Genomic DNA, 26053 nt, shown 5'->3' with positions numbered 1-26053 from the left:
ATGAAACACATACTCCCCAGCTTGTCCATCCCTATGCTGTTATGCATAACAGGTACTGCGATGGCACAAAACGTAAAACTGACAGACAAACAGAGCATTCCCCGGGTTATTGCAGCCATGACACTGGATGAAAAAGCCAGTCTGGTTACAGGGATGGGGCTCAAAATCGAAGGACTTCCCCCAGGCATCCTCCCTCCTTCCAAACCGGAAGACGATAAGGTGCCAGAGGCCGTTCCTGGTGCTTCCGGCCGGACGCATGCCATTCCGCGGCTGGGAATTCCGTCTCTCACCGTTACCGACGGCCCTGCCGGCGTAAGGATATCACCGCAACGCCATGGCGACACCACGCATACCTACTATGCTACCGGCTTTCCGGTGGCCACGCTGCTGGCATCCTCCTGGGATACCGCGCTGGTAACACAGATAGGCAAAGCTATTGGTAACGAGGCCTTCGAATATAATATAGATGTAATGCTGGGGCCGGGCATGAATATCCAGCGTAATCCGCTGGGAGGCCGCAATTTCGAATACTACTCCGAAGATCCTTTGCTGACAGGCCATATGGCCGCCGCTATGGTGAAAGGCATACAATCTGCCGGCGTTGGCACCAGCATCAAACACTTTGTTGCCAACAACCAGGAGTTTAACCGCATGCAACTCAACACCATCGTTTCCGACAGGGCATTGCGCGAGATTTACCTGCGCGGCTTTCAGCTGGCAGTGAAGCTCGCACAGCCATGGACGGTGATGTCGTCGTACAATAAAATCAACGGCGTATATACGTCGGAGTGGCCCGGATTACTCACCGGCATACTCCGCAATGAATGGAAATTCAAAGGCATTGTGATGTCCGACTGGTTTGGTGGCACAGACGTTGTCAAACAGTTGCAGGCAGGTAACAATCTCCTGATGCCTGGTACCGCTGCCCAGTCAGATGCAATAGTGGCCGCCGTAAAATCCGGCGCCTTGTCTGAAAAAGTGCTGGACGAAAATATTGCCGGCATACTACAGCTGGTACTGCAATCCAGGACCTTTAAGCATCTGCCGCATAGCGATAACCCCGATCTTACCGCCCACGCAGCGTTGGTACGCAAAGCCGCGTCGGAAAGCATGGTACTGCTGAAGAATGATAGTAATGCGCTTCCTGTAGCAGCCCCCGGAAAGATCGCGCTCTTTGGCAATACCTCCTATAAGATGATTGCCGGCGGAACCGGTAGCGGTGACGTATTCAAAGCATATGTTACCGATATGGACAAGGCCTTGCTGCAATCCGGATATGTACTGGATGCAGGCCTGCAGTCCGAATATGAAAAGTATATCACAGAACAACGGCAACAACACCCAAGGCCTCCGGGGCTTTTCAGCACCGCACCACGCATACCGGAGCTGGACCTCGACCCGGAAACGGTAGGTCGCCTGGCAAAATACATGGACATTGCGGTAATCACCTTAGGCCGTAACGCAGGTGAAGGCGATGACAGAAAAATCACCGGCGACTTTGAACTGAACAAAGATGAGCAGGACCTGATAAAGCGTGTCAGCGATGCGTTTCATCAGGCAGGCAAAAAGATAGTGGTAGTATTAAACATTGGCGGCGTTATTGAAACCGCCAGCTGGCGCGACGCTGCAGATGCTATTCTGCTGGCATGGCAGCCGGGACAGGAAGCAGGCAGCAGTGTTGCTGATATCATCAGCGGAAATATCAATCCTTCCGGCAGACTTGCAGCCACTTTCCCGATGGCTTATACGGATGTTCCTTCCGCGCCCAACTTTCCCGGAAAGGAACTTCCAGGCGCGCAGGCCACACCCGGCAATCCTTTGATGGGCAAACCTTCTGAAGTAAAATACGAGGAAGACATCTACATAGGATACCGGCATTATGCCACGCATCATATTCCGGTGTCTTATTCCTTTGGGCATGGACTATCGTACACCACTTTCGCCTATGGAAAGCCTGCCTTGAGCAGTCCGGTTTTCACAGCGCCATTGCGTGTAACCGTCACCGTTACCAACAGCGGAAAAAAGGCAGGAAAGGAAGTCGTGCAATTATACCTGCAATCACCGGCCATTAAAGAAGGCAGGCCTACGCAGGAGTTGAAAGGATTTGTAAAAACGCGTATCCTTCAACCTGGCGAAAAAGAAACGGTAACATTTACACTGAATGCCGCCGACCTGGCGTATTATAGTGAAGAGAAAAAGAGTTGGGTAGTAGCGCCGGGAGCGTATAAAGTGTTATTAGGTGGGTCTTCTGCGGATATTAAGCAAACAGTTAGTTTTAAATACGGGAAATAGCAGCGATTCCCTTTTCAATTTCAAAGGATGCCTTCGGCATCCTTTGAAATTGAAAAGGGAGCTTTTCTCTGCCTTCGGCAGAGAAAAGCTCCCTTAAACCCTAAAGTGTTAATGCGGCAATTTCTCCCTAAATCTGCCATACACCCAGGTACCAGCTACGGCACTCAATAATGTAACAGCGATAACAGTGACACCCCCGCCAGCCTGCGCCAGCAGCGGGCCCGGACATGCACCGGTTAATGCCCATCCCAATCCGAATATCAATCCACCATATATCTGGCCTTTATTAAACTTCTTATCAGGGATATTTACTTTTTCACCTGATATTGTTCGGATGCCGAACTTTTTAATAATTAAGATAGAAATCATTCCTACTATCACAGCACTTCCAATGATGCCATAGAGGTGAAAAGATTGTAACCTGAACATCTCCTGGATACGAAACCAGCTCACGAGTTCAGCTTTTACCAATATTATTCCGAAGGCAGTTCCTGCCAGTAAATATTTCAACATAGTTTTTGTTTAGAGCGATAAGATGGTAGGCAGTATCAGATTTGCCATGATAAATCCACCGGCCATGAAGCAACAGGTAGCTACGAGTGAAGGCCATTGCAGGCTGGACAATCCCATGATGGAATGACCACTGGTACATCCGCCGGCATAGCGGGTTCCAAAACCTACCAGGAAGCCGCCACCGACCATCATGATGAGGCCGCGGACACTGAGCAGGGACGGCCAGGAGAACAGGTCGGGGGGTACCAATGAAGAATAGTCATGGATGCCATAACCTGCCAGTTCCTTTACCAGGTTGGGATGTACGGTTACGGCCGTACTTTCGCGCAGAAAAGTCATGGCGATAAATCCACCCAGTAATATTCCCAAAGCAAAAAACAAATTCCATTTTTCCTTTTTCCAGTCGTAGCTGAAGAACGGTATTTTAGCCGGCATACAGGCGGCACATACATGTCGCAGTGACGAGGAAATTCCAAAAGATTTGTTACCTAAAAGCAGCAGCACAGGTACTGTAAGTCCTATCAGCGGCCCAGCCACATACCATGGCCAGGGCTGACGAATCAACGAAATGATTTGTTCCATTATTATTGTTTAAATACTCTCGATTGGCAAACGAAGTCCGTTACGGGTACGTTGGTTTTATTAATTGCATTGAATCCTCCGGCCACTTCGCTGAAGTTGCGGTATCCGTGCATTTGCAGGATGCTGGCTGCTATCATGCTCCGATAGCCACCGGCACAGTGAATATAAAAATGTTTGTTGTGATCAAGATCTTTCAGCCAGTGGCTGATATCACCTAATGGCTTGTTATATGCATCGCTGACATGTTCCGCATTATACTCCGACTCTTTTCGTACGTCTATGACCGTAGTATCGTCTTTTAATTCAGCGGCAAACTGTTCTGCAGGAATCCGGTTGATGATATCAATGGATTTACCGGCATTTTTCCAGGCTTCAAAGCTGCCATTCAGATAGCCGATAACGTTATCAAATCCAACACGGCTCAGGCGTTCGATGACTTCCGTTTCTGTACCCGGATTGCTTACCAGCAGTATCGGTTGGGAAACATCGCCTATCAGGGCGCCCACCCATGGCGCAAAGTCGCCACGGAGGCCGATATTCACGGAACGAGGTACAAATCCCTGTGCAAAGTCGCCATTATCACGTGTATCCAGGATCATCGCACGCGTATCATTGGCGGCCTGTTCAAAGTCGGCGGGAGACAATGCCATGAGGCCTTTTTTCAATACTTCGTCCATGCTTTTGTACCCTTGTTTGTTCATGAGTACATTGGCAGGAAAATATTCCGGTGGCGGTAGCAGCCCGTCTGTTACCGCTTTTATGAAGTGCGCCTTGTCCGGCTGGTTCAATGCATAGTTGATCTCTTTCTGATGCCCCAGTGTATCCACTGTTTCTTTCATCATATTCTTACCGCAGGCGGACCCTGCACCGTGAGCAGGATATACGATAATATCATCTGCCAGCGGCATAATCTTCTTTGTAAGACTATCATACAGCATCCCTGCCAGGTCTTCTTTGGTAATCCCGTCCATTTTCTGGGCAAGATCAGGGCGTCCTACGTCTCCGAGGAAGAGGGTATCACCACTGAATATCGCGTGGTCTTTGCCTTCTTCATCTTTCAGGAGATAGGTAACACTTTCCAGGGTATGCCCTGGCGTATGTAATACTTTTATGGTAACGTCGCCAATTTTAAATTCCTGGCCATCGGTAGCGATGATGGCTTCAAATGCCGGGTCAGCGCCGGGGCCATATATGATAGGCGCACCTGTTTCCTTTTGCAGGTCGAGGTGACCGGAAACGAAATCGGCATGGAAGTGTGTTTCGAAGATATATTTGATCTTAACACCGTCTTTTTCAGCTCTGCGGAGGTAAGGCGTAGTATCTCTCAATGGATCTATGATCGCTGCCTCGCCGGCAGAACTGATATAATAGGCACCCTGGGCCAAACAACCTGTGTAAATCTGTTCAATGTGCATAGTATATCGTTTTTGATATACCAAAGGTCCTATATTATATTTTTTTCTACGGTGACTTTTGTTACATAAGGATATTGTCTACTATAAAAGTTCTAATTTATTACGTCCCAGCTTAACCACCTTGTTCTCTTCCAGCTGTTTCAGGAGCCTGGAAACTACCGCTCTGGCTGTTCCCAGCTCGTTAGCCAGCTGTTCATGTGTCACCTGTAATTTGTTACTGCCGGTGAGCGCCGCTTTCTTTTGCAGGAGCTGTAACAACCGCTCATCTGTTTTTCGGAAAGCTACTGCATTCACGACTTCCAGCAATTCTTCGAACCTCTTATGGTATAATCTAAATATATAATCTAACCATTCCGGGTATTCTTTGATGAATACGCCTACTTTATCTATCGGCAGAAAGTATATCTCTGCATCTTCTTCTACCACGGCTTTCACCTTGCTTTCTTCCTGATGCAGGCCGCCCAGGAAAGACATGATGCAGCTTTCGCCGGCACGGATGTAATATAACAGGATTTCCCGCCCATCATCATCGGTACGCATCACACGCATACTGCCACTGACAACGATCGGAATTGCCCTGATATTTGATTGCTCGTTGAGGATTACATCACCTTCCTTAAAAGTCTTGACATCACTGTATTCATGCAGTTTTTCCCGTAATTCGGGGCTGGACTGGAAAGCGGTAATACTATTCAATACATCCATACTGCAAATATACGAAAAGCCCGCCGGACGAAACGGCGGGCTTTATATCATCATCTACTCGTTATGAAATATTTGAATCCTTATCTATTAGTCAATTATTAATGTGTTCATGGAATGCGGCTGGCTTACGGTCGTTGCTGCTTTTCCGGCGATCCAGAGCGCATAGGAAATTTCCTTATCGCTCGTATTCAGTACTTCTACCACCACTTTACCATCTGCATTGCGGAAGGCAGTAGTCTGTAGCTGTGAACGGCTGCTGGAAGCCACTACACGCTTAGCACCCGGGCGGATGAACTTGGAGAAATGCCCCAGATAGTAGTAAGCATTGGTGTAAATCAGCTCACCCGTTTTCAGGTTGGCATGTACCGGTGCAAAACAGAAGTTGCCCACATGGTTTGGACCACCGTTTTCATCCAGGAGTACGTTCCAGTCTGTCCAGGCCACAGTACCGCTGTTAAAGTCGTTGACGAGGCTATAGCCATAGCGTTCACCGATAGCCCAGTCATTTAAGCGGTTGTAGTCGAATTTCTCGATGCAGCCTTCTGTAAATACCAGTGGCTTATCAGGGAATGCCTGTGCTACCAGCTTTTCGTTCTGGAACTGCTGATCGCTGCCGGTCCAGGTTTCGTACCAGTGGTAACCGATACCCCAGATATATTTTGCCGCGTCTTTATCATGCAGTAAAGTGCTGGCACGTTGATACAGCAGATCGCGGTTGTGGTCCCAGGCGATCAGTTTTTTGCCCGCCAGGCCAGCCTTCTGTAAGGTTGGGCCTAAATTTTTCTTAATAAAGTCTCTCTCCTGCTCAGCAGTAAAGATGCAGGACTCCCATTTCTGTGTTGCCATCGGTTCATTCTGAACAGACAGTCCCCACACAGGAATACCCATTGACTCATAAGTGTTGATGAACTTCACATAGTGATTAGCCCATGATTGATAGAAGCGCGGAAGGAGATGACCACCTTTTAATACGTTGTTATTGTCTTTCATCCATGCTGGTGGACTCCACGGGCTCACGAACAGTGGCAGTTTACCACCGGCAGCCTGTGTAGCGGCTTTAATGAAAGGGATCTTATATTGCAGGTCATGTTTTACGTTGAAAGTTTTCAGCGTAGAGTCATTCTCTTCAACATATGCATAGGTATCGCTGGAGAAGTCGCAGCTCGCGATATTGGTGCGTGCAAACGTATATCCGATACCGTTATTTACATTATAGTAAGCTTTCAGGAGTTCTTCCTGTTTTGCTTTAGGCAGTTTGGCAAAGGTTTCAGCCGAGGCATCTGTAAGCGCACCACCGATACCGATGAAAGTCTGGAAGGTAACGGTAGGGTCTACGAATACGCAGGGCTGTGTTTCCAGCGGCTGACCCATTTCTTTGAAGTCGAGGGTAGCTGTTTGTGCCAGTCTTAATTGCGTATTTTCAGCAGTAGTATATACTGTAACTTTTTTTTGCTGACTAAATCCATTGGCCATGAATGCCATCAGGAAAGTGCCCGCCAGAAAGATTTTCTTCATTTGCTAATAGTTATTTTATTACCAGACATATGTACCTACAGCATGGCTGTTTAACTGAACACCTGCCAGCTTCCCGTTTTCACGGATCTGGAATTGTGCAGGCTGGTCATTATTATTTACAACGATCAGGACTTTTTTTCCGGACGGTGTTTTGAATGCTACGTTGTCGAGGTGTTCCGGCAGGTTGGATGCGATTCTTACAGATCCTGGTGCTACAAATTTAGAAGCATGTCCGATCACATAGTAAGAAGAGTTGCGGGTGATGTTGGCACCATCGATGGTAACGCCCCCCAGGCACTGACCACAGCCACCTCTGTCGGTATGCGGTGTCATCTCAGGATTGGAAGTCAGGTTCCACTGCAGTACGTTACGGCTCCAGTTTCTGGTGGCGCCGATCGTCAGGCGGGTGATATTTCCTGTCAGTTCACGGTCGAAGCGGCCTTTGGAATCAGACCACTGTTCTGTGAAGTATAAATTCTTCTTTGGATAGGCATCATGTACGGTAGACATCGCGTCAATCTTACCACCATACAGGTGAAATGCAGATCCATCTACATAAGGATAAGCGTCTTTGTCTGCCAGGACAGTCATCGGATAATCCGGCTTATCACAGTTATGATCGTAGAGAATAATTTTCGTTTTGAGATTTGCCTTTTTGAAAGTTGGTCCCAGTGCAGACTTCACGAAATCGCGCTGTTCTTCCGCGTGCATCACCATACTAGGGTTGTTGCCGCCATGCAGGGGCTCATTCTGAATAGTGATTGCATCGATGTTGATGCCGGCAGCTTTCATCGCCTGTATATATTTCACGAAATAGTTGGCGTAGGCCTGGTAATATTCCGGTTTCAGGCTGCCACCAACGGAGTTCTGATTAGACTTCATCCACACGGGAGCTGTCCATGGAGAACCCAGTATTTTAATTTTCGGATTGAGTGCCAATATCTTTTTCAGTACAGGAAGAAGATCTGTTTTTTCTTTCTCAATAGTAAAATGTTGCAGGTTAACATCTGTTTCTCCTGCGGGTACATCGTCATAGGTAAATACAGAAGAACTCAGGTCAGAAGCACCGATGCTGATACGCAGGTAGCTGATGCCGATGCCGTTACCGTTGGTCAGGAAGAGTTCTTTTAATAGGGCATCCTGTGCGGCTGCGGGCATTTTATTGATATGTTCCGCGCTTCCGCCGGTGAGGGTAAAGCCGAATCCATCAATAGACTGATAGGTAGTTCTGGCATCTACATCGATAACAGGATTTCCGTTATCTGTGGTATTAAAAGACACCGCATCCTGTTTTTGCAGTAATGCAGATTTGTCCGGATTGCTGATCCATGCTTCCACATTGGATTTCGCAGTTTTGTTATTTTTATTCTGGGCAAAGGAAGCTGTTCCCGCCAGTAATAACGTTAAAGTATATATGAAGATATTTCTGTTTGCCTTCATTAAAACGTGGTTTAAGGTTTATCGATCATTTTATACACTCTCACATAATCGACCAGCATATTTGCAGGGAAGATATTTTCATCTACGCCTTCTTTTCCGCCCCAGTCGCCACCTACGGCGACATTAAGCAGCATATGAAATCTTTTATCAAAAGGCCATACCAGGTATCCCTGTCCTTCATTTTTCATTTCGAACACGAATTGGTCATCGATGTACCCACGTAATGTGGCGGGAGTCCAGTCTAGCCTGTAGGTATGGAAAGCAGTATAAATGCTGTCAACCTTTTTAATACTTGTTTTCTGCGTATTTATTTTAAAGTAGTACGCTTTGGTATGTGCGGTGATATGTACCTGTCCGGGGTCGTAGCCCACGTGTTCCATGATATCGATTTCGCCTGATTCCGGCCATCCGCCGTAAGCCCAGTCTGTGGGCAGCATCCAGATAGCGGGCCATGTACCTTTTCCCTGGGGGAGTTTGGCCCTTATTTCAAAACGGCCATAGAGGAAGTCGCCTTTACCTTTGCTGACCAGTCTTGCAGAAGTATAGTGCATCCCTTCTTTCTCTTCTTTTTTAGCAGAGATAGTGAGTACACCATTGGCAACATATGCGTTACCGTTATTCGTATAATATTGTAGTTCGTGATTTCCCCAGCCGCGGCCGCCTATGTCATAGCCCCATTTTGAAGAATCAGGCATGCCGGTATAGTTAAATTCGTCCGACCAAACGGGCGTTTTTTCAAAAGACCAGCCTTTATCTTCGGGGATGGGGAGTTTTTTAGGAGCAGTAGTATCGCTGTTGGCGAGGCATAACTGCGCAGCCAGTACGAGAGACAGGCTAAAGCTGGCAACCATTTTCATCACTACAAGATTTAGGTAAGGAGAAGGAATTACAGGCTTTCGCCTGTAATTCCTTTTAAAGATATAGGAAGATGGGGACATTATTTAGTACCACCATATTCTTTATTCTGGAGAATTTTAGTGTTTTCCAGTTCCTGTAACGGAATAGGAAGGATTTCATTTTTACCGGCTTTGAAACCTCTGCTGGCGAGAACGGTAGCAGCCTGGCCAGTTCTGATCAGGTCAAACCAACGATGGCCTTCACCTGCCAGTTCCAGTCTTCTTTCATTCAGGATATTATCGATAGTAGCTGGCAGCGGGTTCAGTTTTACACGACCGCGAACTGCATTCAGCAGGGTGTATGCACGGCTGCCGGCAGCGCCGCTTTGTCCACCTCTTACCAGCGCTTCTGCTTCCATCAGGTAAGCATCTGCCAGACGGATTTCATACAGGTCCTGACCGAAGTTCAGTTCTGTATTACCGGTACCGGTAGTTTTATCTGAATTTTTAGGAGCAAATTTTGCCAGGAAGTATCCTGTATTCATATAACCTTCAGCGTAAACAGCAAGTTTATTTTTCTTCAGACTATCCACATCAAGGATGGTAGCGCTAAAGCGAGGATCGTAATGCAATGCATCGTAGAGTGACTGTGTTACAGGTAAGAAACTCCAGCCTGAGTAATAGTCTGGTCCCCCATTTTGTGCAGAGTACCCGCGAGGTCCGACCATTACGTTCAACACATTTCCTTCTGTACAGGAAGTACAATCCCAGGTACCACCGCTAAGCGTAGAAAAGTCTATTTCAAAAATAGATTCTGAGTTGAATTTATTTTTAAAGACCCACAGATCAGCGAAATTAGGCAGTAATTGATATCCATATTTGCTGGCACCAGGTGTTGCACCATTTACCTGTTGGAATTCAGCAGCAGATTCGGTGTATTTCTGTTCCCACAGATATACTTTACCAAGTAAAGCGTGTGCAATACCCTGGTTCATACGCCCTGCTTCTGCACCTGAAACTACATCTGGCAAGTTGGTTTCAGCGATGGCATCCTTCAGGTCTTGTTCGATTTGCTTCCATACATCCGCAGGGTCTGCCTGAACAACATTATAGAATTCACTGGTTTCCAGTGGCTTCAGGATAAGCGGAATATTTTTGAACAGACGGATCAGATCAAAATAGAAATAGGCACGCATCACTTTACATTCTGCGATGTATCTCTTTTTCACATTATCGTCCATTGTTGCTTTTGGAATTTTGGTCAGCAACAGGTTAGCACGGAAAATGCCCGCATAACCTTTCTGCCATAATTCGGCTGATGGGCCCGTTGCAGGATCAACGGTATAGTTAGACATTACCTGGAATGCAGACACGTCCGTGGAGCTACCGCCTCCTGCGTAATGGTCATCAGATGCAGCATCCGCCATACCCGTTTTAGTGATATAGGCGTTGCCCTGCCAACCTAATACATCGTATACAGCTACGAGTCCGTTGAAGACTTCTGTCTGGTTACGATAGTAGTTATTTTCATTTGGTGTTCCTTTCGGATCAACAGTCAGAAAACTTTTGCTGCATGCTGCCAGCATAATGAATCCACCGGCAGCAGCTATGATATATTTAAAGAAATTCCTTTTCATTTCGTTCTGTTTTTTTAATTATCAGAAAGTAACATTCAAACCAGCCATGAAGGAGCGGGCCTGTGGATAGATACCACGGTCAATGCTCGATACAGTTCCACCGATCTCAGGATCGAATCCAGTGTATTTAGTAATGGTGAACAGGTTCTCACCAGTCACATAAACGCGTATACGCTGAGCGCCGATACGTTTCACCACGCCGTTTGACAGGGTGTAACCGATCTGTAATACTTTCAGACGTACGTAGTCTCCTTTTTCCAGGTAGAAGTCAGAAGGATTAGAGTAGTTACGGTTAGGATCATCCAGGGTCATACGAGGGTAATCATTGGAAGTTCCTTCACCTGTCCAGCGGCCGAGGGCTTTAGTCTGCCAGTTAGCTTCTTTGATATCCAGACGACGAAGACCCTGGAAGATTTTGTTGCCACCTGCGCCCTGTGCAAATACGCTCAGGTCGAAGTTTTTATAGGTAGCAGATAGATTCAGACCATATGTCCAGGTAGGCATTGGGTTACCCAGGATCTGACGGTCAGCTTCTGTGATCTGTCCATCACCATTGGTATCTACCCAACGGAAGTCACCTGGTTTAGCATTAGGTTGGATTTTATTTCCTTTTGCATCTTTATAGTTATCCACATCCGCTTGTGTCTGGAATATACCATTGGTTTTGAAACCATAGAATGCATTGAGTGGATTACCAACGATGGTACGTGTGATAGGGTAAGTAGAGCTCTGGAATGTTTGCTGGTTGGTAGTAATATATTGAATACCCTGCCCGAGGTAGAGCACTTTATTTTTCACATAAGATGCATTACCGTTTACATTCAACTGCACCGGTCCAACTTTACCATGGTAGCCCAGTTCCAGGTCGATACCGCGGTTTTGGTTATCAGCCACGTTAGCAGGAGGGTTACCATAAGCACCAGTGTAAGTAGGGATACGTGGGTACATCAGGATACCTACTGTTTTTTTGTTAAACCAGTCAAAGGTAAAATTGAAATGTTGCAGGAAGGCCATGTCAAATCCAATATTTGCCTGACGGGTTTCTTCCCAGTGGAGATCTTTATTGGCAGGAGCATTAGGGCTGTTACCAATCAGGATAGCTCCACCTGTTCCTAAAGTATAGTTCCTACCATCACCGATAGTTGGATTGAAACCATTATCAACGATATTATCATTACCTACAGTACCGTAACCACCACGGATCTTCAGGAAGTCAACCACTTTATTTTCAGGCCAGAAGTTTTCTTTTGTTGGTACCCAGCCACCAGATACGGATGGGAACACACCATATTGATGCGCAGGGCCGAATCTGCTGGAACCATCACGACGAAGAATACCAGTGAACATATATTTTTCACCATAGTTATAATTCAGACGTGCAAATAATGAGGACACATGATGTTCCTGACCATCGCTACCACTACCAGCGCGACTGGTTTGAGGTATTTTATAGTTTTGAGAAGCTTCTTTAAAAGATGTGGCAGCAATACCAGTATAAGCAACGTTCGTATTTACGGTATGGTTATCCATATAAGCGCCCTGACCTAATAATACACTGAAATCGTGTTTATTAATAGTTTTGGTATAGCTTAATGTATTTTCCAGGTTGTAGGCGTAGCTATTATTCTGGTCTCTGGTAAATATAGTTTGGTCTCTACCTGTAGAAGAGTTAAGGTAATAAATCGGGGTAAAGTTGTCGTATCCCCAGAATGCCAGTTTACCACCAAAGTTGGATCTAAATTTCAGTCCTTTGATGATTTCTGCTTCCAGATAAGCATTACCTACCAGGTTATGTGACCAGTTGAAATTACCCAATCTGGTTTGAATATAAGCCAGCGGGTTGGTTATTTCTTGAACTACGGTGCTAGAAATACCATAAGGATTTCCATTTGCATCTCTTACAACAGGTTTAGTGCTATAAGGAGCTGCGCCCGCAATAGCAGGATCAGTAACGATAACCGGAGTGATTGGGTCCAGGTTGATAGCAGAGCTCAGCGGTCCGCCAAACTCAGAGTTAGTATTACCCAGGCCTGCGTTTTTCTCATAAGCATAACCCAGGTTCTGACCGAAAGTTAACCATTTAGCAATTTTATGAGTAGAGTTCAGACGGTAAGCAGCACGTTGATAATTAGAAATATCAGAAGCTACGATACCTTCCTGCTTCATATAACCAAAGGAAGTGTAGAAAGTAGAACGATCATTACCACCACTCAGGCTGATCTCATGACTCTGACGCATAGCGGAGTTGTTGAAGATCTGGTCCTGCCAGTCGGTACCTTTGCCTAATGAAGAAGGATTAGCGTATTTAATTGGCTGGCCATCATTTACTTTAGCTTCGTTGATGAGGGTAGCGTACTGAGTAGCGTCCAGCATTTTCAGTTTCTTAGCAGGAGCAGAAGTACCTACGTAACCGTTATAGCTCACTCTCAGTTTACCTTCTTTACCTTTTTTGGTAGTTACAAGGATAACACCGTTGGCAGCACGTGTACCGTAGATAGCAGCTGAAGCCGCATCTTTCAGTACTTCCATGCTTTCGATATCGGACTGGTTCAGGTAACTGATACCACCGTTATCTACTACGATACCATCCACTACCCACAGCGGATCGTTATTATTGATACTGGTATTACCACGGATACGTACAGCAGCAGCGGATCCTGGCTGACCAGATGCAGATACTACGGTTACACCGGAAGTACGGCCCTGGAGCACTTGCTCAACGCGGGTTACCGGTGCGTTTTCGAATTCAGCGGATTTGATGGAGGAGATAGAACCTGTTACTACACTTTTCTTCTGTACACCATAACCTACTACTACTGTTTCGGTCAGGGAGGTGGCAGAAAGTGCCAGTTTAACAGTCATCGGGCTTGTTGACGCCTGCAATATCTGCTGAGTATAACCGATAAAAGAAAAAGCCAGTTGGGATTTAGGGCCGGGAACTTTGAGGGAAAATTTCCCGGTAACATCGGTAGCAGCACCGATATTGGTCCCTTGTACGCGAACGGTAGCACCGAGGATGGGCTCACCTTTCTCGTCCAGTATTCTACCGGTAACGGTGATAGAGGAGTCGGCAGCAGCCGCAGTCACAACATTTTCCTTAACGAGCGTAATGCGGGAGCCTTCCATTTTATAGGTCAGTGGCTGCCCCGCGAGTGCTTTATCCAGCGCGGTTTCAACAGAAACATTTTTTACGGAGATAGTAACTGGATAAGTTGCCGACAGTTGGGTTTCATCATAAACCACAGAGATTCCTGCCTGGCGGGCTACCTCTTTCAGTACTTTTTTCAGAGGAGCACCCTTTTCGGAGAGTGTGATCTGCTGCGACAATCCTTTTGCGCTGATATGTAAGCACGCTGCAAGCAGCAAAAAGGCAGTCAATTTCATAACGCAGAACGTTTTTGTAGATACAAATTTCCGGGCACCGGAAACTATACCACTAAAGTTAAATTGCATACTTTTGTAGTGTTTGGGAATTGACGAATAAGATTCGATAAGGGATTCTGTTCAGTTTAGCTGCCCAAATGCTGCCGGGAGTGTTGCGAGCACTTCCGGTTTTTTTTTGGACACCTGAAACTGTTAGCTAGTTTCGGTTGTCATGTTTTTTCTCTAATGTTTGTTTTCAGTTTTACTTAAAAATGAACGTGGTACAGCCGACGTGGAATAACGGCTTTAATTATACGCTGTCCTTTCGATTTTCTCTGATTGTTGTTTTAGTTAATATTTTATTTAGCTGCTGCAGTTACGGTTAATGTTCTTCCATGTATTTTGAAATCAGCCCCCGCACTCTTTAGCATAGGTAATATTTCTGATAGTGGCAGATTACGGCTGATACGACCTCCTAATCTACAGGTACTATTAGTGAAATTATCTTCTATATCCAGATCATACCATCTTCCCAGTTGCCTGAGTATCACGGACAATCCTGTATTTTCAAATTCAAAGAAGCCGGTTTTCCAGGCTATAACGCCCTGTACATCCGCATCTTGTACAGTAGCAACTCCGGTCGTGTGATCGAGAGCAACCTGCTGCCCCGGCTTCAGGTATTTTTCTGTATTCCCTACTTTTACTTTCACTGATCCGCTTACCAAAGTGGTACGCTGCTCTTTCTCATCGGGATACGACATAATATCAAAACCGGTTCCCAGCACCAGGATAGACGTTTTGTCTGCCTGTACTATAAATGGCTTGTCACTATTCTGTGCTACCTCAAAAAAGGCCTGCCCCTGTATCTCTACTGTGCGGGTTGCCCCTGTAAATGCAGTAGGATAGCGCAAGCTGGAAGCCGAATTAAGCCAGACTGTTGATCCATCAGGTAATACAATCTTGAATTGTCCCCCTCTTGGCACAGCAAGCATATTATAAGTTACAGCCTGTGTAGTATTGCCAGCTGATTCATATAACAGCTGACCATTTTTTTGCTTTACCTGTGTCCCACCCTGCACAATTACCTGGTTTCCTGCGCTATCTAAAGTTACTTTTGATCCATCTGCCAGTGTCAGGATAGCCTTGTCTGTTCCCGGCCTTGCATCCTGCACCTTCATCGCAACGGCCTCCACTTTCGGTGCCGTATGCGGCTGACGCCTCACCCATAACCCCGTTGCCACTATCGCCGCCGCCATCGCTGCTGCCGCTGCTATCCACTTCCTGCCATGCAACTGGTATACCGGTGTTTTCTTCTTTTTACTGATCTCCTGCAATAACCTCATCTCTATCCTGCTGCTCATCGCCTCCGGCACAGATACGGGCTCCGACATCGCACGCTCAAATTCATACCGCATCATATCCAAACCCAAACGACGCGATTCAGAAGAATCGAGCCATTCCAGTAACTCCTGCGCTTCTTCAGGAGTGCACGTACCTTCCAGGTACCTGGCCATTAATTGCTGGTAATAATCTGCTGGGTGATGCATAAATGTGTTTATAACGTGGATAACGCGGATATTTTCGCTTTATCAGTTTTCCTGTTCTATTCTCTCCGGAGGTTATTTTCACAACCTCTCTGTTAGCTATATCCGAAAATGAAGGGCGAGGGTACCCCCAAACAAAAAAAAATTTAAATTTTTTTTAACAGAGGAGAAAAGCGAGTAAACAGGAGGCCACCAGAATGTCGCCATGCCTGTAAATATAATCCTGTATAAATCGCATACTCGATACCATATGCTTCTTGACTGCACTCCTTGAAATGCCCAGTATGGCCGCCGCTTCATCATAGGTCTTCCCTTCCTGACGGCATAAACGAAAAACATTTTTCCGCTGCTCTGTCAGCCCTTCCAGCGCCTCCCGGAATAAACGTTCATACTCCTTAGATTGTACATCCACTTCATTGGCCGACTCGCGCTCCTGCAACTGCATAAAGAGTTGCGCCCTGAGCTCATGGTCGTCAGCTAATTTGTGAATCGTCTTTAATACATGATTTCTGGCTATCCTGTACAGATAACCACCGAATGTTAGTTGAGGGTTAATGCGTTCCCGTATTTCCCATACCTTTAAAAACACGTCATGCACCAGGTCTTCCGCCAGGGAAGGAACCTTGCAAAAACGTAGCAGATAAACATACAGACCAGGGTGATAGTGCCGATAAATAGCTGAAAAGGCAGATTCATCTCCATCACGCATTCTGGTTAACACTTCCTCTTCGGATGGCATTCGCTCCATAATAAAAATGAAATAGATTCTAAAGGCCGCCTGTAAATTATAAAAAAGAGTTAAAAATACAAGATATTTTCGCAATCGTTTGCGGATAACAGGGACGCGGTTTTTAAACGTATATTTTACACCTTCGCCGATACTTCCTCCGTAAACACCAACGCCCTCCGCTCAGACCAATAATAATCAACGCCAAAATTCACAAAACCTACATGTCCTCCCTTCTCCGGAACTTCCATATGAAAATAAGGATGATGCTCCGCAATTTCATACGGATAACACTCTTTACTTAAAAAAGGATCGTCCGCCGCATTTATCAATAATGTCGGAATACTCACCTTGTCCAGGTACCTTACCGAACTGGAAACATACCAATATTGCAAGGCATCTTTAAAACCATGAATCGGTGCCGTATACCTGTCATCAAACTCCCGGAAACTCCTGATCTTATCATATCCGCTCATATCCAGCTCCCTGGGAAACCGTGCCTGCTTCTGCGACAGCTTATCTCCCAGATTCCTGATAAACCGCGACATATATACCCGGTTATGCGATTTTGCCAGCTCTACTGAACTGCTGGTCAGATCACAGGGCACAGATATAGCCACCGCTGACTTTATCAGGGGGGAGATCGTTTCCCCGCGCTCTCCTACATACTTCAACGTCACATTGCCCCCCAATGAAAAACCTACCAGGTGAATATGCCTGTACCTTCCCAGGGAAGATACATAACTAATTACCTGGTCCAGATCACCGGTATCGCCACTATGGTAAAACCTTAAATTCCGGTTAGGCTCTCCACTGCAGCCCCTGAAGTTCATGGATACCGTGTCATACCCGGCACCATTGAAGATATGTACCATCCCCAACACATAATGGCGACTGGCACTACCTTCCAGACCATGCAAAATGATCACGATACGGTCGTTACCCTTCTCACTGAAGTCCAGGTCCAGGAAATCCCCGTCTGAAGTGTTGATACGCTCCCGCCTGTATGCCGGCAACGCCACCTTCCTGAACAAGGTAGGAAATACCGTCAGCAGGTGACGATTACGCAATAACAACGGCGCCTTATATTCTGATGAGTGTACTAGTGGCATAATCCTTACAAAATTAGGCACTTTAACACAAAAGATGAACCACACTATTGTGCTACCTTTAACATTATGAAATTACCGGTACTTGGTATAGAAAAAATATTTGATCTGCCCTACAAACAGGAAGACTTTAAAATCCTCTATCATGCGCCCATCAATGAGCCGGTCATTGCGCACGCACATAAGCACGACTTTTACATGCTACTGCTAATCGAGCGCGGCAGTGGCTCTCATACAATAGATTTTATTGAATACCCTGTTGAAAAAAATACCATTTTTTTTCTTGCACCCGCACAGGCTCATCAGTGGAATATTTCCCCGGATGCCCGCGGCTACCAGGTAATGTTTTCGCCCGCTTTCCTTGCCCAGAAAGGCCCGTTATGGCCCTTCTTCACCCCATCCGCCCTTCCCCTGCTCCAACTTCGCCAGGAAGAATACCAGCTGATCAGTGAAGAATTTACTAAAATGACCACTGAGGCCGCCAATAAGGAGCCCTTCGCCAGCCAGGTGCTGTACCATCGCCTACAGACCATCCTGCTGCTGCTCCAACGCTGGTACAATGTAGCCCACCCGGAAATATCTGCCAGTACCGAACATCATATCATCAATAAATTCCTGCACCTGCTCGAAGAACATTATTTCCAGCACAGCACCGTGCAATTCTATGCCGATAAATTACTCATCTCTCCCAGCTATCTCAACCAGGTATGCAGCAGAGAATCCGGCCGTACCGCCGGCGAATACATCCGGGAGCGCATCCTTCTTGAAGCCAAAAGACTGCTCACCCTCACCACCATGGACATCCGCGAAATAGCCTATACCCTCGGCTTCAAAGACAGCTCCTACTTCTCCCGCTTCTTCCGCAAATACACCGGCAATACCCCGTTGGAATTCCGCCGCAAGTCATAAAAAGTACCCGCACTGTTATAACCAGTACCATTTTCCACGCGTCCCCCCTGCTAATTTTGCACGTACAAATTAATTAGCATGAAACAAGTGATGAAAACAGGTATGACTATCAATGATACCATTTCCTCCGGAATGGTATCATTGATGGCACTTACCTGCGGATTAGTGGTAGCTAACATCTACTATAATCAGCCACTATTGATACAGATAGCAGAAAGTTTTCAGCTAAGTAACAAACAGGCAGGTGTTATCGCTACCATTACGCAGGTAGGTTATACACTCGGATTATTATTCATCGTACCACTGGGCGACAAAACAGAAAGACGTAAACTCATCCTGATCAAGATCGCGGGTGCTGCTGTATTTATGTTAATGGCCGCAGCCAGCCAAAGTTATGCGATGATGCTGATAGCAAGTTTGCTCATCGGCTTTTTCTCTGCAGTACCACAACTGCTGTTGCCAATGGCGGCAACACTGGCCCCTGACGAATCCAGGGGCAGAATCGTAGGTAAGGTAATGAGCGGATTGCTGATAGGCATCCTGCTGTCCCGCACCCTCAGCGGATTTATCGGCGCTCAGCTGGGATGGAGAGCTGTATTCGTTTTCGGCGGTATCGCCATGATCGTCTTACTGGTAGTATTGAACTACAGGCTGCCGGTAGATCCTCCTTCCTTTACAGGTAGCTACAAGGAACTGATGCAATCACTGCTTACGCTGGTACGCCAGTTTCCCGGCCTCCGCCAGGCGGCGGCCACCGGCTTTCTTATGTTCGGCGCGTTCAGCGTTTTCTGGACAACATTGGTATTCCTGCTGGAAGGAGCCCCATTCTATTTCAAAAGTGATATGGTAGGTATGTTTGGACTGATAGGCGCCTGCGGCGCCCTGGCTGCTCCTATCGCCGGCAAATCCACCGACAGAAAAGGACCACAGTTCACCATTCGCCTTGGTGTAATTGCAGCGGTACTCGCATTCGCTACCATGGGTTATGATGCCACCTCCATAATCGGGCTGATCATCGGTGTCATACTGCTGGATATTGGTATGCAGGTAACGCATATCTCTAATCAGTCTAAAGTATTTGCACTGCTGCCTGAAGCAAGAAGCAGACTTAATACCGTTTATATTTCCAGTTCCTTTGCCGGCGGATCCATTGGCTCACTGGTTGGAACACAAGCCTGGAGCGCCTATGGCTGGACGGGCGTCTGTGTTACCGGTACCATATTTATCCTAACCGCACTGATCATCAACATTAAATCGAAATGATGAAAAAATTAATCATCGGCGCTACTGCCCTGTTTGCCGGCTTTAACGTTTACGCACAAACGAAAGCGGATATTATCATCCGCCATGTCCAGGTGATAGATGTTGCCAGCGGCAAAATAAAGCCTGACCAGGCTATTGTCATAAAAGGAAAAGACATTATTGCTGTAAAGGCAGATAGTAAGCTGTCCGGATACACAGCCACACAGGAATTTGACGGCCACCAGAAATATGCCATGCCCGGCCTCTGGGATATGCACATGCACTTCGGCGGTGGTGATACGCTGGCAGATGAAAACAAAAACTTTTTGAATCTCTATCTCGCCCACGGTATTACTACTATCCGCGACTGTTCTGCAGATATCAGCGACCTTGTCATAAAATGGAGAAACGAAGTTAATAATGGTGTCCTTGATGGCCCTACCATTTTTACCTCCGGCCCTAAACTGGAAGGCTATAAATCTATCTGGCTGAATGATCTTGAAATAGGCACCAGCAAAGAGTTACAGCAGGCGCTGGATTCTTTACAGAAGATCAAAGTAGATTTTGTAAAAGTAACAGACAACACCTTAAAAAATGACCTGTACCTGGAAGCCTTACGTGAAGCGCGTAAAAGAGGATGGCCGGTAAGTGCGCACATCCCCTACTCATTGACCATGGACCAGGTGACAGCCGCCGGACTCAGTGCTGTAGAGCATTTACAGTATGCATGGAAGGCAGGTGTGAAAGATGAAGCGAAACTCTCTGCCATGATCGCCAGCGGCGAACTGAAAGGCAAGGAAATCAACAAATATATCATGGCCAACTTCGATACGGCCACCGCCATGAAAACATATCGTATGATGGCCGCCAGAGGTACTGCTATAACGCCAACGATTACACTGCCGCATCTACTAGCCTATCTCGACGTAGATAATCATCAACAGGATAGCTACCTGCAGTATATCGGGTCCGGACTGCAAGGCACCTACGACTGGCGCGTAAAACGCACCATGCAGGACGACAGCGCCGCCATCTCATGGAGAAAAGAAGTATATAACAAATCTACCGCCATACTGCCGCTGCTGCAGCGTGCCGGCGTAAAAATCATGGCAGGCACCGATGCAGGTTACCTTAACTCCTACGACTATCCGGGAATTGGTTTGCACCAGGAACTGGCACTGATGGTAGAATTTGGCAAACTCACTGCATTGCAGGTATTGCAGGCATCTGTCATTAACTCACCAGCTTATTTTCATAAAACGAATTACGGCGCACTCGCCTCCGGAAAAATTGCTGACATCGTTTTACTGGATGCCAACCCGTTAGATGATATCACCAATACACAGAAAATAAATGCGGTTGTTTCAAGAGGCAAACTGTTCGACAGAAAGGCCCTGGATGGCTTGCTGGAGCAGGTAAAAGAAAAAGTAGCAAAAGAGATACATTAATACTTCCCGATAAAACGAATGAAGGGCGCCAGCGGCGCCCTTCATTCGTTTTATAAAGAATAAGATTATTTAATACCTGATAACAATCTTCTCCACCTGATACTACCCTCTCCAAAACTAAACCATATCGTCACTGCTTTACCGACAATATGATCTTCCGGTACAAAGCCATAGAAGCGGGAATCCTCCGAATAATGCCGGTTATCCCCCATCATAAAGTAGTAATTCATTTTAAACGTATACGCGGTTGCCGGCACACCATTAATTCGGATGGTGCCATTGGTGGTATCCAGTTTATTTTTTTCGTAGGTAGCTATAACCCGGTAGTAGAGTGGGATATTTTCATGATTAATTACTATGGTAGCACCTTTTTTAGGAATATAAATGGGGCCGAAATAATCCTCGTTCCAATGGTAACTGAAATCCTGTGGAAACAGCCGCGAATCACGATTGCCTTCATTTTGCAGTAAAGGTTCGATCGCATACCTGGTCCCTTTCAGTTTCTTAACTGCAACTGTCGTAAGGTTGATCGTATAAGAGCTGGAATCTGCATTTAATACCCTCCAGTTTTCATCCAGTTGCAAGGCCTTCTTTAAGGAGTCTGGCAGCGACTTACATTCATTGCTATATAATTGGTACCGATGCTGGGAATATGCCGGCAGTGGCTGTTCAACACCATTTATACAGACCATATTCGCGTCAATCTGCAGGGTATCTCCGGGAAGCCCGACGCAACGCTTTACCCAGGTAGCACGTTTATCCACGGGCCTGATATCAGGCGGAGGAAAATTCTCTTTATGCAATTCCTGGTAATAATTAACATCACCACCACTGGGATCTCTAAGCACCGTATCACCAACCGGAAGATTGAATACCACTACATCATTATGTTGGACATTACCAAATCCCGGCAGGCGGTAATAAGGCCATTGTACAGCAGTGCTGTAAGGTTTCAGTGATTTAAAGAAAGGTAAGCTGGCCTGGGTAAAGGGAATGGCTAGCGGGGTATTCGGAATTCGCGGGCCGTAGCTGATTTTACTGACAAAAATATAATCATTGATCAATAATGTTTGCTCCATGGAAGGAGAGGGAATAACAAATGCTTCTACCAAAAAAGTACGGATAAGAGTACCGGCAATAACAGCAAAAATGCAGGCATCTACCCATTCTCTTAATGCTGATTGCTTCTTTTTTTCCTCTTTTCCGGTCTTTTTGCGACCTGAAAAAAACTTCATCCGGGATGTATTTAAGAAGCAATGAATATACAAAACGGGAACGAATAAACACACTGCATTTTCGGCGCAGTGGCGCCACTATGGCCACGCTACAAATCAATTACTTAGCTTCGGTATCATACCGCGGATACCCATATCCACCACTTTTTCACCACGCAATGGTTCCCATAAACCATTGCCATTATCATCTACCCACTCAAAACTATTATTAACAGATAAACTAACGGTAACGACTATATCCGATTGTTCCTTTCCGGTGATCTGTAATTTGCCAGGTGCGAACTGGCCGGTAACCACGCAGGATCCCTGCGGTACAGGCGAGGTGGCAAACAGTGGATTTACGACGGTAGTAGCTCCTGCAGGTGCTTGTCCGGACACCACTTTTCCCGCTCCTCCCTGCAAGGCAGCGGCAGTTTCAAAGGCCCAGTAGCCTTGCTTCCTGTTGCCATTCACCGTCACCTGCTGGTCTTTTACTTTATATTGCTGCAGGTAGGTGTTAAAACCAATAAAGGAGGCTATTGTACCCGTAAAGGTTCCTGAAAAAGGGATATTGCTGATGACCGTATCCACACGGTATTTCACATCATAGTTCTGATAGGCGAGCGATAACCTTAACCATTCATAGGTGCCCGCCTGTACCTGGCTCAATGGTATGGCGAAAAATACTTCCCCCTCTCCCACTGCATGGGATTGGGCGAAATCGATGGCATTCTCACCGCCGGCAGTAGTTTCCGGGGCCTTATATAGTACAGCGCCCTTTCCGAGTAAGGTAGTGGCAGCTGGCGCCAGCTCGAGGTAATGGGAACTCATACTGCGGAATACAGGGTGCTGGGCGGCATTACCGGCAGCTACCGCAACGGGATTACCGGTATTTCCCAGTCGCGCCTGTGTGGAGTCGAAATGGAATTTAAAGATCAGTTGCGGCCCCTGAGGTGCATTGTTGTTACTTTTACTGCAGGCAGTCAGCAGTAGCATACCTAGTGTAATGACAGACAGAAATTTCATTTGCAGGTTTTAGGGAGATAGATTTAATACGTTTGGTTTACGGGAAATATATACGTAAAGTATTATATAATTATTGCAGATAGAGAAATAATATTTTTTTCTGTGGAGATAAAAATCGTTTTACTAATTTGTCTGCTGATTATTATCCACGTTATTTCAATATACTTTAGTATGAACTCAAGAAGATCTTTTCTCCAGCAGGCTGGTCTTATCACTGCCGGATTAATGCTGCCTGGCGGCTTTTCTGCGTTTGCAAAAGATAGCAAACTGCCTAAAAAAATAGGTATTCAGTTGTTTACCATGCGGGAACAGTTAGATAAAAATGCCACTGAGACCTTGACCCGTATCGGCAAAATCGGTTACCAGGAAGTAGAAACCTATTATGGTTATTCTGCCGGCCAGGATGCCGGTAAGTTCTGGGGCTTATCTGTTAAGGAACTGAAGTCATTACTGAAAAGCCTGAACATCACCTCTCCGAGTGGTCACTACGGATTAAACCACTTCCTCACCGAAGGCAACGGGAAAGATGATGAACTGAAAGCCCAGGTAGAATATGCCGTGGAGCTCGGACAACAGTATTTCGTGGTGCCTGCACTTCCTTTCCCGCAATGGGATGAAAAGCCAACGGCAGACCATTACAAGTTTATTTCAGAACAACTCAATAAGGCAGCTGAATACTGCCACAAAGCAGGTCTGAAGGTAGCATACCACAACCACTTCTGGGAGTTCAAACCTTTCGAAGGCAATACCGGTACCGGTTATGAAGTAATGCTCAAAAATACAGACCCGGGAAAAGTATTCTTTGAACTGGACTGCTTCTGGGCAATCAAATCCGGCTTCGATCCGGTAAAACTCTTTGCTCAGGCGCCTGGCCGCTTCTTTGCACTGCATGTGAAAGACGTGGATAAAGCTAAACCTGAACCACTGGTATCTCCTGCCAACGCTGATAAAAAAGCAATGGAACTACTGTCTATGGCTTCTTTCGCTGATGTAGGATCCGGTGCGGTGGATTACAAACGTATTTTAGCCAAAGCGCCTGCTGCCGGCGTTAAACACCTCTATGTAGAGCAGGATAAAATCGTTACAGAGCCTTACCAGAGTATTACCAATAGTTATAACTACGTTAGAAATACATTGCTGGTATAATTACCGTCAATTTTTTAATGCTAAAAGGGAGATGCCGGCGGCATCTCCCTTTTAGCATTATCCTTTACTACACTGATCCTCTGCGTACTTTGCGAGCAAAAAACCAATACCTTTGCGCTAAATAACGCGCAGCACATGGCGATGCATGAAATAGAATCATTAGTAGAACAATCCATCCTCTGCCTGGATAACAGCCAGAACGATAAACTGGATTTAAGAAGCCTCTTTTTCAACCTCTACCAGCTGCAAGACAGCTTCGATACAGGTTTTACACATTTCAGGGTAATGGACATACTGATTAAACATCGCTATGTTTATACCTTCTCTATTACTGAACATCCTGGTTACAGCACCTACCAGTCATATTTCGACACACTCGCTGCCAGCCAGAAATTCAGCTTTATCTTCTCTAATCCGGATAAACCCTGGGATGCTACCACCAACCCGGTTGCCGGATACGCCAACTACGACCATACTACCCAAAAATATATCCTCTACTGTGATGCAGGTTCTCTCTTATGGGCAACCATGGCCAGCACAGGCATCATCAAGGGAAAAGACGCCCTGGCACCCGAGCCAATGGGCTTCTTCCACCTGGCACTTACCGTAGTGGAAGCCGCCGCTGCCGGGCAAAATAAAGACCTGCTGGGAATGTGGTACCTCCTGCTCCCATATATGGTCATGCAGGCAGAACAGGATGGTATTCCTATCCAGATCACCGACCTGAAAGCCATCTTCGACATCGTCATGAAAAATGATGCCCTGCCGAAAGAAGGACTGCCCTACATCGAAGACATCCCGCAAGGCGGAGAACTGGGCGCATTCTGTGAATGGTGGTACGAACCTGCTAAAGAATGGATGCCGTCAGCACCGGAAGAAGAGGAAGAAATCGACCTCGAAGCCATCCCTTTCTCCCAGGAAGTGGAAAAAAGTGCTACCTGGTATTCACAGCAGGTGGTAACCCTTATGGAAAAAGCCACCCACACCATCCAGGAAATGGAAGATAACGGCAATGGTACATCGGAAGCGCAGGAAGCAGTACAGCAACAACTTGCACTGGCGCTGCAATATGCAGACAAAGGCCTGTCCCTCGCTCCCGGCGAACCTAACCTGCTGATGAACAAAGGCTCCATTCTCATGCTCCTTCAGGATTATGAGCCCGCCCTGGAATGCTACAACGAAGCATTGAAACAGGCACCTTCCAATGCCTTTGTACACCTGAACCGCGCCGTACTGTTCTATCATATGGACAGAATGCAGGACGCCAAAGCCTCTTTCGAAAAATTACTGCAGATAGATCCTTCCAACGAATTCGCACAGCAGTGGCTCGAACACCTGCGCGACAGCCGCATCTAAACATACTGCAAACACTATACTCACGGTTATTTCC

At 46.4% G+C, this 26053-nt stretch carries 20 protein-coding genes; 6 read left to right on the top strand and 14 right to left on the bottom strand.

Translation table 11 applies throughout. The annotated features are described in order from the left end of the window. Positions 1 to 2292 carry a glycoside hydrolase family 3 protein gene (locus F3J22_RS28600; RefSeq protein WP_167021390.1) on the top strand — a complete coding sequence of 764 codons (2292 nt, stop codon included), beginning with the start codon at positions 1 to 3 and terminating at the stop codon, positions 2290 to 2292. 108 nt (positions 2293 to 2400) lie between these two features. Here the strand turns inward: F3J22_RS28600 and F3J22_RS28595 are convergent, their stop codons facing one another. The 12 genes from F3J22_RS28595 to F3J22_RS28540 form a co-directional block, all read right to left on the bottom strand. Further along, on the bottom strand, positions 2401 to 2805 hold the full coding sequence (locus F3J22_RS28595; RefSeq protein WP_167021389.1) for a DUF6691 family protein: 405 nt from the start codon (positions 2803 to 2805) through the stop codon (positions 2401 to 2403). A gap of 9 nt (positions 2806 to 2814) precedes the next feature. Then, positions 2815 to 3387, bottom strand: coding sequence for a YeeE/YedE family protein (locus F3J22_RS28590; RefSeq protein ID WP_167021388.1), 573 nt, complete (start codon positions 3385 to 3387; stop codon positions 2815 to 2817). A gap of 2 nt (positions 3388 to 3389) precedes the next feature. Then, entirely contained in the window at positions 3390 to 4802 is a 1413-nt protein-coding gene (locus F3J22_RS28585; protein ID WP_167021387.1) for a rhodanese-like domain-containing protein, read from the bottom strand. Positions 4803 to 4883: 81 nt separating this feature from the next. Further along, positions 4884 to 5507, bottom strand: coding sequence for a Crp/Fnr family transcriptional regulator (locus F3J22_RS28580; protein ID WP_167021386.1), 624 nt, complete (start codon positions 5505 to 5507; stop codon positions 4884 to 4886). Between the two features lie 87 nt (positions 5508 to 5594). Further along, positions 5595 to 7022, bottom strand: coding sequence for a glycoside hydrolase family 30 beta sandwich domain-containing protein (locus F3J22_RS28575; protein ID WP_167021385.1), 1428 nt, complete (start codon positions 7020 to 7022; stop codon positions 5595 to 5597). 18 nt (positions 7023 to 7040) lie between these two features. Further along, entirely contained in the window at positions 7041 to 8462 is a 1422-nt protein-coding gene (locus F3J22_RS28570; protein WP_167021384.1) for a glycoside hydrolase family 30 beta sandwich domain-containing protein, read from the bottom strand. A gap of 11 nt (positions 8463 to 8473) precedes the next feature. After that, complete coding sequence (locus F3J22_RS28565; RefSeq protein ID WP_205195757.1) at positions 8474 to 9319, bottom strand: family 16 glycosylhydrolase; 846 nt, start codon at positions 9317 to 9319, stop codon at positions 8474 to 8476. A gap of 80 nt (positions 9320 to 9399) precedes the next feature. Beyond that, positions 9400 to 10935 (bottom strand): RagB/SusD family nutrient uptake outer membrane protein, encoded by a 1536-nt coding sequence (locus F3J22_RS28560; protein WP_167021383.1) that lies wholly within the window; start codon positions 10933 to 10935, stop codon positions 9400 to 9402. 21 nt (positions 10936 to 10956) lie between these two features. Then, complete coding sequence (locus tag F3J22_RS28555; RefSeq protein WP_167021382.1) at positions 10957 to 14319, bottom strand: TonB-dependent receptor; 3363 nt, start codon at positions 14317 to 14319, stop codon at positions 10957 to 10959. A gap of 338 nt (positions 14320 to 14657) precedes the next feature. Further along, on the bottom strand, positions 14658 to 15845 hold the full coding sequence (locus tag F3J22_RS28550; protein ID WP_167021381.1) for a FecR family protein: 1188 nt from the start codon (positions 15843 to 15845) through the stop codon (positions 14658 to 14660). Between the two features lie 154 nt (positions 15846 to 15999). Next, positions 16000 to 16590, bottom strand: a complete 591-nt coding sequence (locus F3J22_RS28545) for an RNA polymerase sigma factor (protein ID WP_167021380.1) — start codon at positions 16588 to 16590, stop codon at positions 16000 to 16002. A 116-nt stretch (positions 16591 to 16706) separates the two neighbouring features. Further along, complete coding sequence (locus tag F3J22_RS28540) at positions 16707 to 17681, bottom strand: YheT family hydrolase (RefSeq protein WP_167021379.1); 975 nt, start codon at positions 17679 to 17681, stop codon at positions 16707 to 16709. Between the two features lie 66 nt (positions 17682 to 17747). Here F3J22_RS28540 and F3J22_RS28535 point away from each other — a divergent pair, with 66 nt between their 5' ends. From F3J22_RS28535 to F3J22_RS28525, 3 genes are all read left to right on the top strand, one after another. Then, the gene (locus tag F3J22_RS28535) at positions 17748 to 18587 is read left to right on the top strand and encodes a helix-turn-helix domain-containing protein (protein WP_167021378.1); all 840 of its coding nucleotides are present in this window, start codon (positions 17748 to 17750) and stop codon (positions 18585 to 18587) included. A 78-nt stretch (positions 18588 to 18665) separates the two neighbouring features. Then, positions 18666 to 19850: an MFS transporter gene (locus F3J22_RS28530; RefSeq protein ID WP_167021377.1), complete on the top strand. Its 1185-nt coding sequence runs from the start codon at positions 18666 to 18668 to the stop codon at positions 19848 to 19850. Further along, positions 19850 to 21277 carry an amidohydrolase family protein gene (locus F3J22_RS28525; RefSeq protein WP_167021376.1) on the top strand — a complete coding sequence of 476 codons (1428 nt, stop codon included), beginning with the start codon at positions 19850 to 19852 and terminating at the stop codon, positions 21275 to 21277. The genes F3J22_RS28530 and F3J22_RS28525 overlap by 1 nt, the downstream gene beginning before the upstream one ends. A gap of 65 nt (positions 21278 to 21342) precedes the next feature. Here F3J22_RS28525 and lepB read toward each other — a convergent pair whose 3' ends face one another. Together lepB and F3J22_RS28515 are read right to left on the bottom strand one after the other, a co-directional pair. After that, positions 21343 to 22512 carry a signal peptidase I gene (gene lepB, locus F3J22_RS28520; RefSeq protein WP_167021375.1) on the bottom strand — a complete coding sequence of 390 codons (1170 nt, stop codon included), beginning with the start codon at positions 22510 to 22512 and terminating at the stop codon, positions 21343 to 21345. A gap of 96 nt (positions 22513 to 22608) precedes the next feature. After that, positions 22609 to 23517: a hypothetical protein gene (locus F3J22_RS28515; RefSeq protein WP_167021374.1), complete on the bottom strand. Its 909-nt coding sequence runs from the start codon at positions 23515 to 23517 to the stop codon at positions 22609 to 22611. A gap of 171 nt (positions 23518 to 23688) precedes the next feature. Here F3J22_RS28515 and F3J22_RS28510 point away from each other — a divergent pair, with 171 nt between their 5' ends. Further along, a complete protein-coding gene (locus F3J22_RS28510) occupies positions 23689 to 24663 on the top strand; it encodes a sugar phosphate isomerase/epimerase (protein WP_167021373.1) in 975 nt (324 codons plus the stop codon). Between the two features lie 135 nt (positions 24664 to 24798). Then, positions 24799 to 26019 carry a tetratricopeptide repeat protein gene (locus F3J22_RS28505; protein ID WP_167021372.1) on the top strand — a complete coding sequence of 407 codons (1221 nt, stop codon included), beginning with the start codon at positions 24799 to 24801 and terminating at the stop codon, positions 26017 to 26019. Positions 26020 to 26053 lie beyond the last annotated feature (34 nt).

The sequence above is a fragment of the Chitinophaga sp. Cy-1792 genome (assembly GCF_011752935.1).
Taxonomy (GTDB): Bacteria; Bacteroidota; Bacteroidia; order Chitinophagales; family Chitinophagaceae; genus Chitinophaga.
This window is presented reverse-complemented; position numbering and strand designations above follow the sequence as displayed.

What these genes read in the sequence shown, in the direction of transcription:
- F3J22_RS28600 (WP_167021390.1), top strand. Translation starts at nt 1, where the DNA reads ATGAAACACATACTCCCCAGCTTGTCCATCCCTATGCTGTTATGCATA.
- F3J22_RS28595 (WP_167021389.1), bottom strand. Translation starts at nt 2,805, where the DNA reads ATGTTGAAATATTTACTGGCAGGAACTGCCTTCGGAATAATATTGGTA.
- F3J22_RS28590 (WP_167021388.1), bottom strand. Translation starts at nt 3,387, where the DNA reads ATGGAACAAATCATTTCGTTGATTCGTCAGCCCTGGCCATGGTATGTG.
- F3J22_RS28585 (WP_167021387.1), bottom strand. Translation starts at nt 4,802, where the DNA reads ATGCACATTGAACAGATTTACACAGGTTGTTTGGCCCAGGGTGCCTAT.
- F3J22_RS28580 (WP_167021386.1), bottom strand. Translation starts at nt 5,507, where the DNA reads ATGGATGTATTGAATAGTATTACCGCTTTCCAGTCCAGCCCCGAATTA.
- F3J22_RS28575 (WP_167021385.1), bottom strand. Translation starts at nt 7,022, where the DNA reads ATGAAGAAAATCTTTCTGGCGGGCACTTTCCTGATGGCATTCATGGCC.
- F3J22_RS28570 (WP_167021384.1), bottom strand. Translation starts at nt 8,462, where the DNA reads ATGAAGGCAAACAGAAATATCTTCATATATACTTTAACGTTATTACTG.
- F3J22_RS28565 (WP_205195757.1), bottom strand. Translation starts at nt 9,319, where the DNA reads ATGAAAATGGTTGCCAGCTTTAGCCTGTCTCTCGTACTGGCTGCGCAG.
- F3J22_RS28560 (WP_167021383.1), bottom strand. Translation starts at nt 10,935, where the DNA reads ATGAAAAGGAATTTCTTTAAATATATCATAGCTGCTGCCGGTGGATTC.
- F3J22_RS28555 (WP_167021382.1), bottom strand. Translation starts at nt 14,319, where the DNA reads ATGAAATTGACTGCCTTTTTGCTGCTTGCAGCGTGCTTACATATCAGC.
- F3J22_RS28550 (WP_167021381.1), bottom strand. Translation starts at nt 15,845, where the DNA reads ATGCATCACCCAGCAGATTATTACCAGCAATTAATGGCCAGGTACCTG.
- F3J22_RS28545 (WP_167021380.1), bottom strand. Translation starts at nt 16,590, where the DNA reads ATGGAGCGAATGCCATCCGAAGAGGAAGTGTTAACCAGAATGCGTGAT.
- F3J22_RS28540 (WP_167021379.1), bottom strand. Translation starts at nt 17,681, where the DNA reads ATGCCACTAGTACACTCATCAGAATATAAGGCGCCGTTGTTATTGCGT.
- F3J22_RS28535 (WP_167021378.1), top strand. Translation starts at nt 17,748, where the DNA reads ATGAAATTACCGGTACTTGGTATAGAAAAAATATTTGATCTGCCCTAC.
- F3J22_RS28530 (WP_167021377.1), top strand. Translation starts at nt 18,666, where the DNA reads ATGAAACAAGTGATGAAAACAGGTATGACTATCAATGATACCATTTCC.
- F3J22_RS28525 (WP_167021376.1), top strand. Translation starts at nt 19,850, where the DNA reads ATGAAAAAATTAATCATCGGCGCTACTGCCCTGTTTGCCGGCTTTAAC.
- lepB (WP_167021375.1), bottom strand. Translation starts at nt 22,512, where the DNA reads ATGAAGTTTTTTTCAGGTCGCAAAAAGACCGGAAAAGAGGAAAAAAAG.
- F3J22_RS28515 (WP_167021374.1), bottom strand. Translation starts at nt 23,517, where the DNA reads ATGAAATTTCTGTCTGTCATTACACTAGGTATGCTACTGCTGACTGCC.
- F3J22_RS28510 (WP_167021373.1), top strand. Translation starts at nt 23,689, where the DNA reads ATGAACTCAAGAAGATCTTTTCTCCAGCAGGCTGGTCTTATCACTGCC.
- F3J22_RS28505 (WP_167021372.1), top strand. Translation starts at nt 24,799, where the DNA reads ATGGCGATGCATGAAATAGAATCATTAGTAGAACAATCCATCCTCTGC.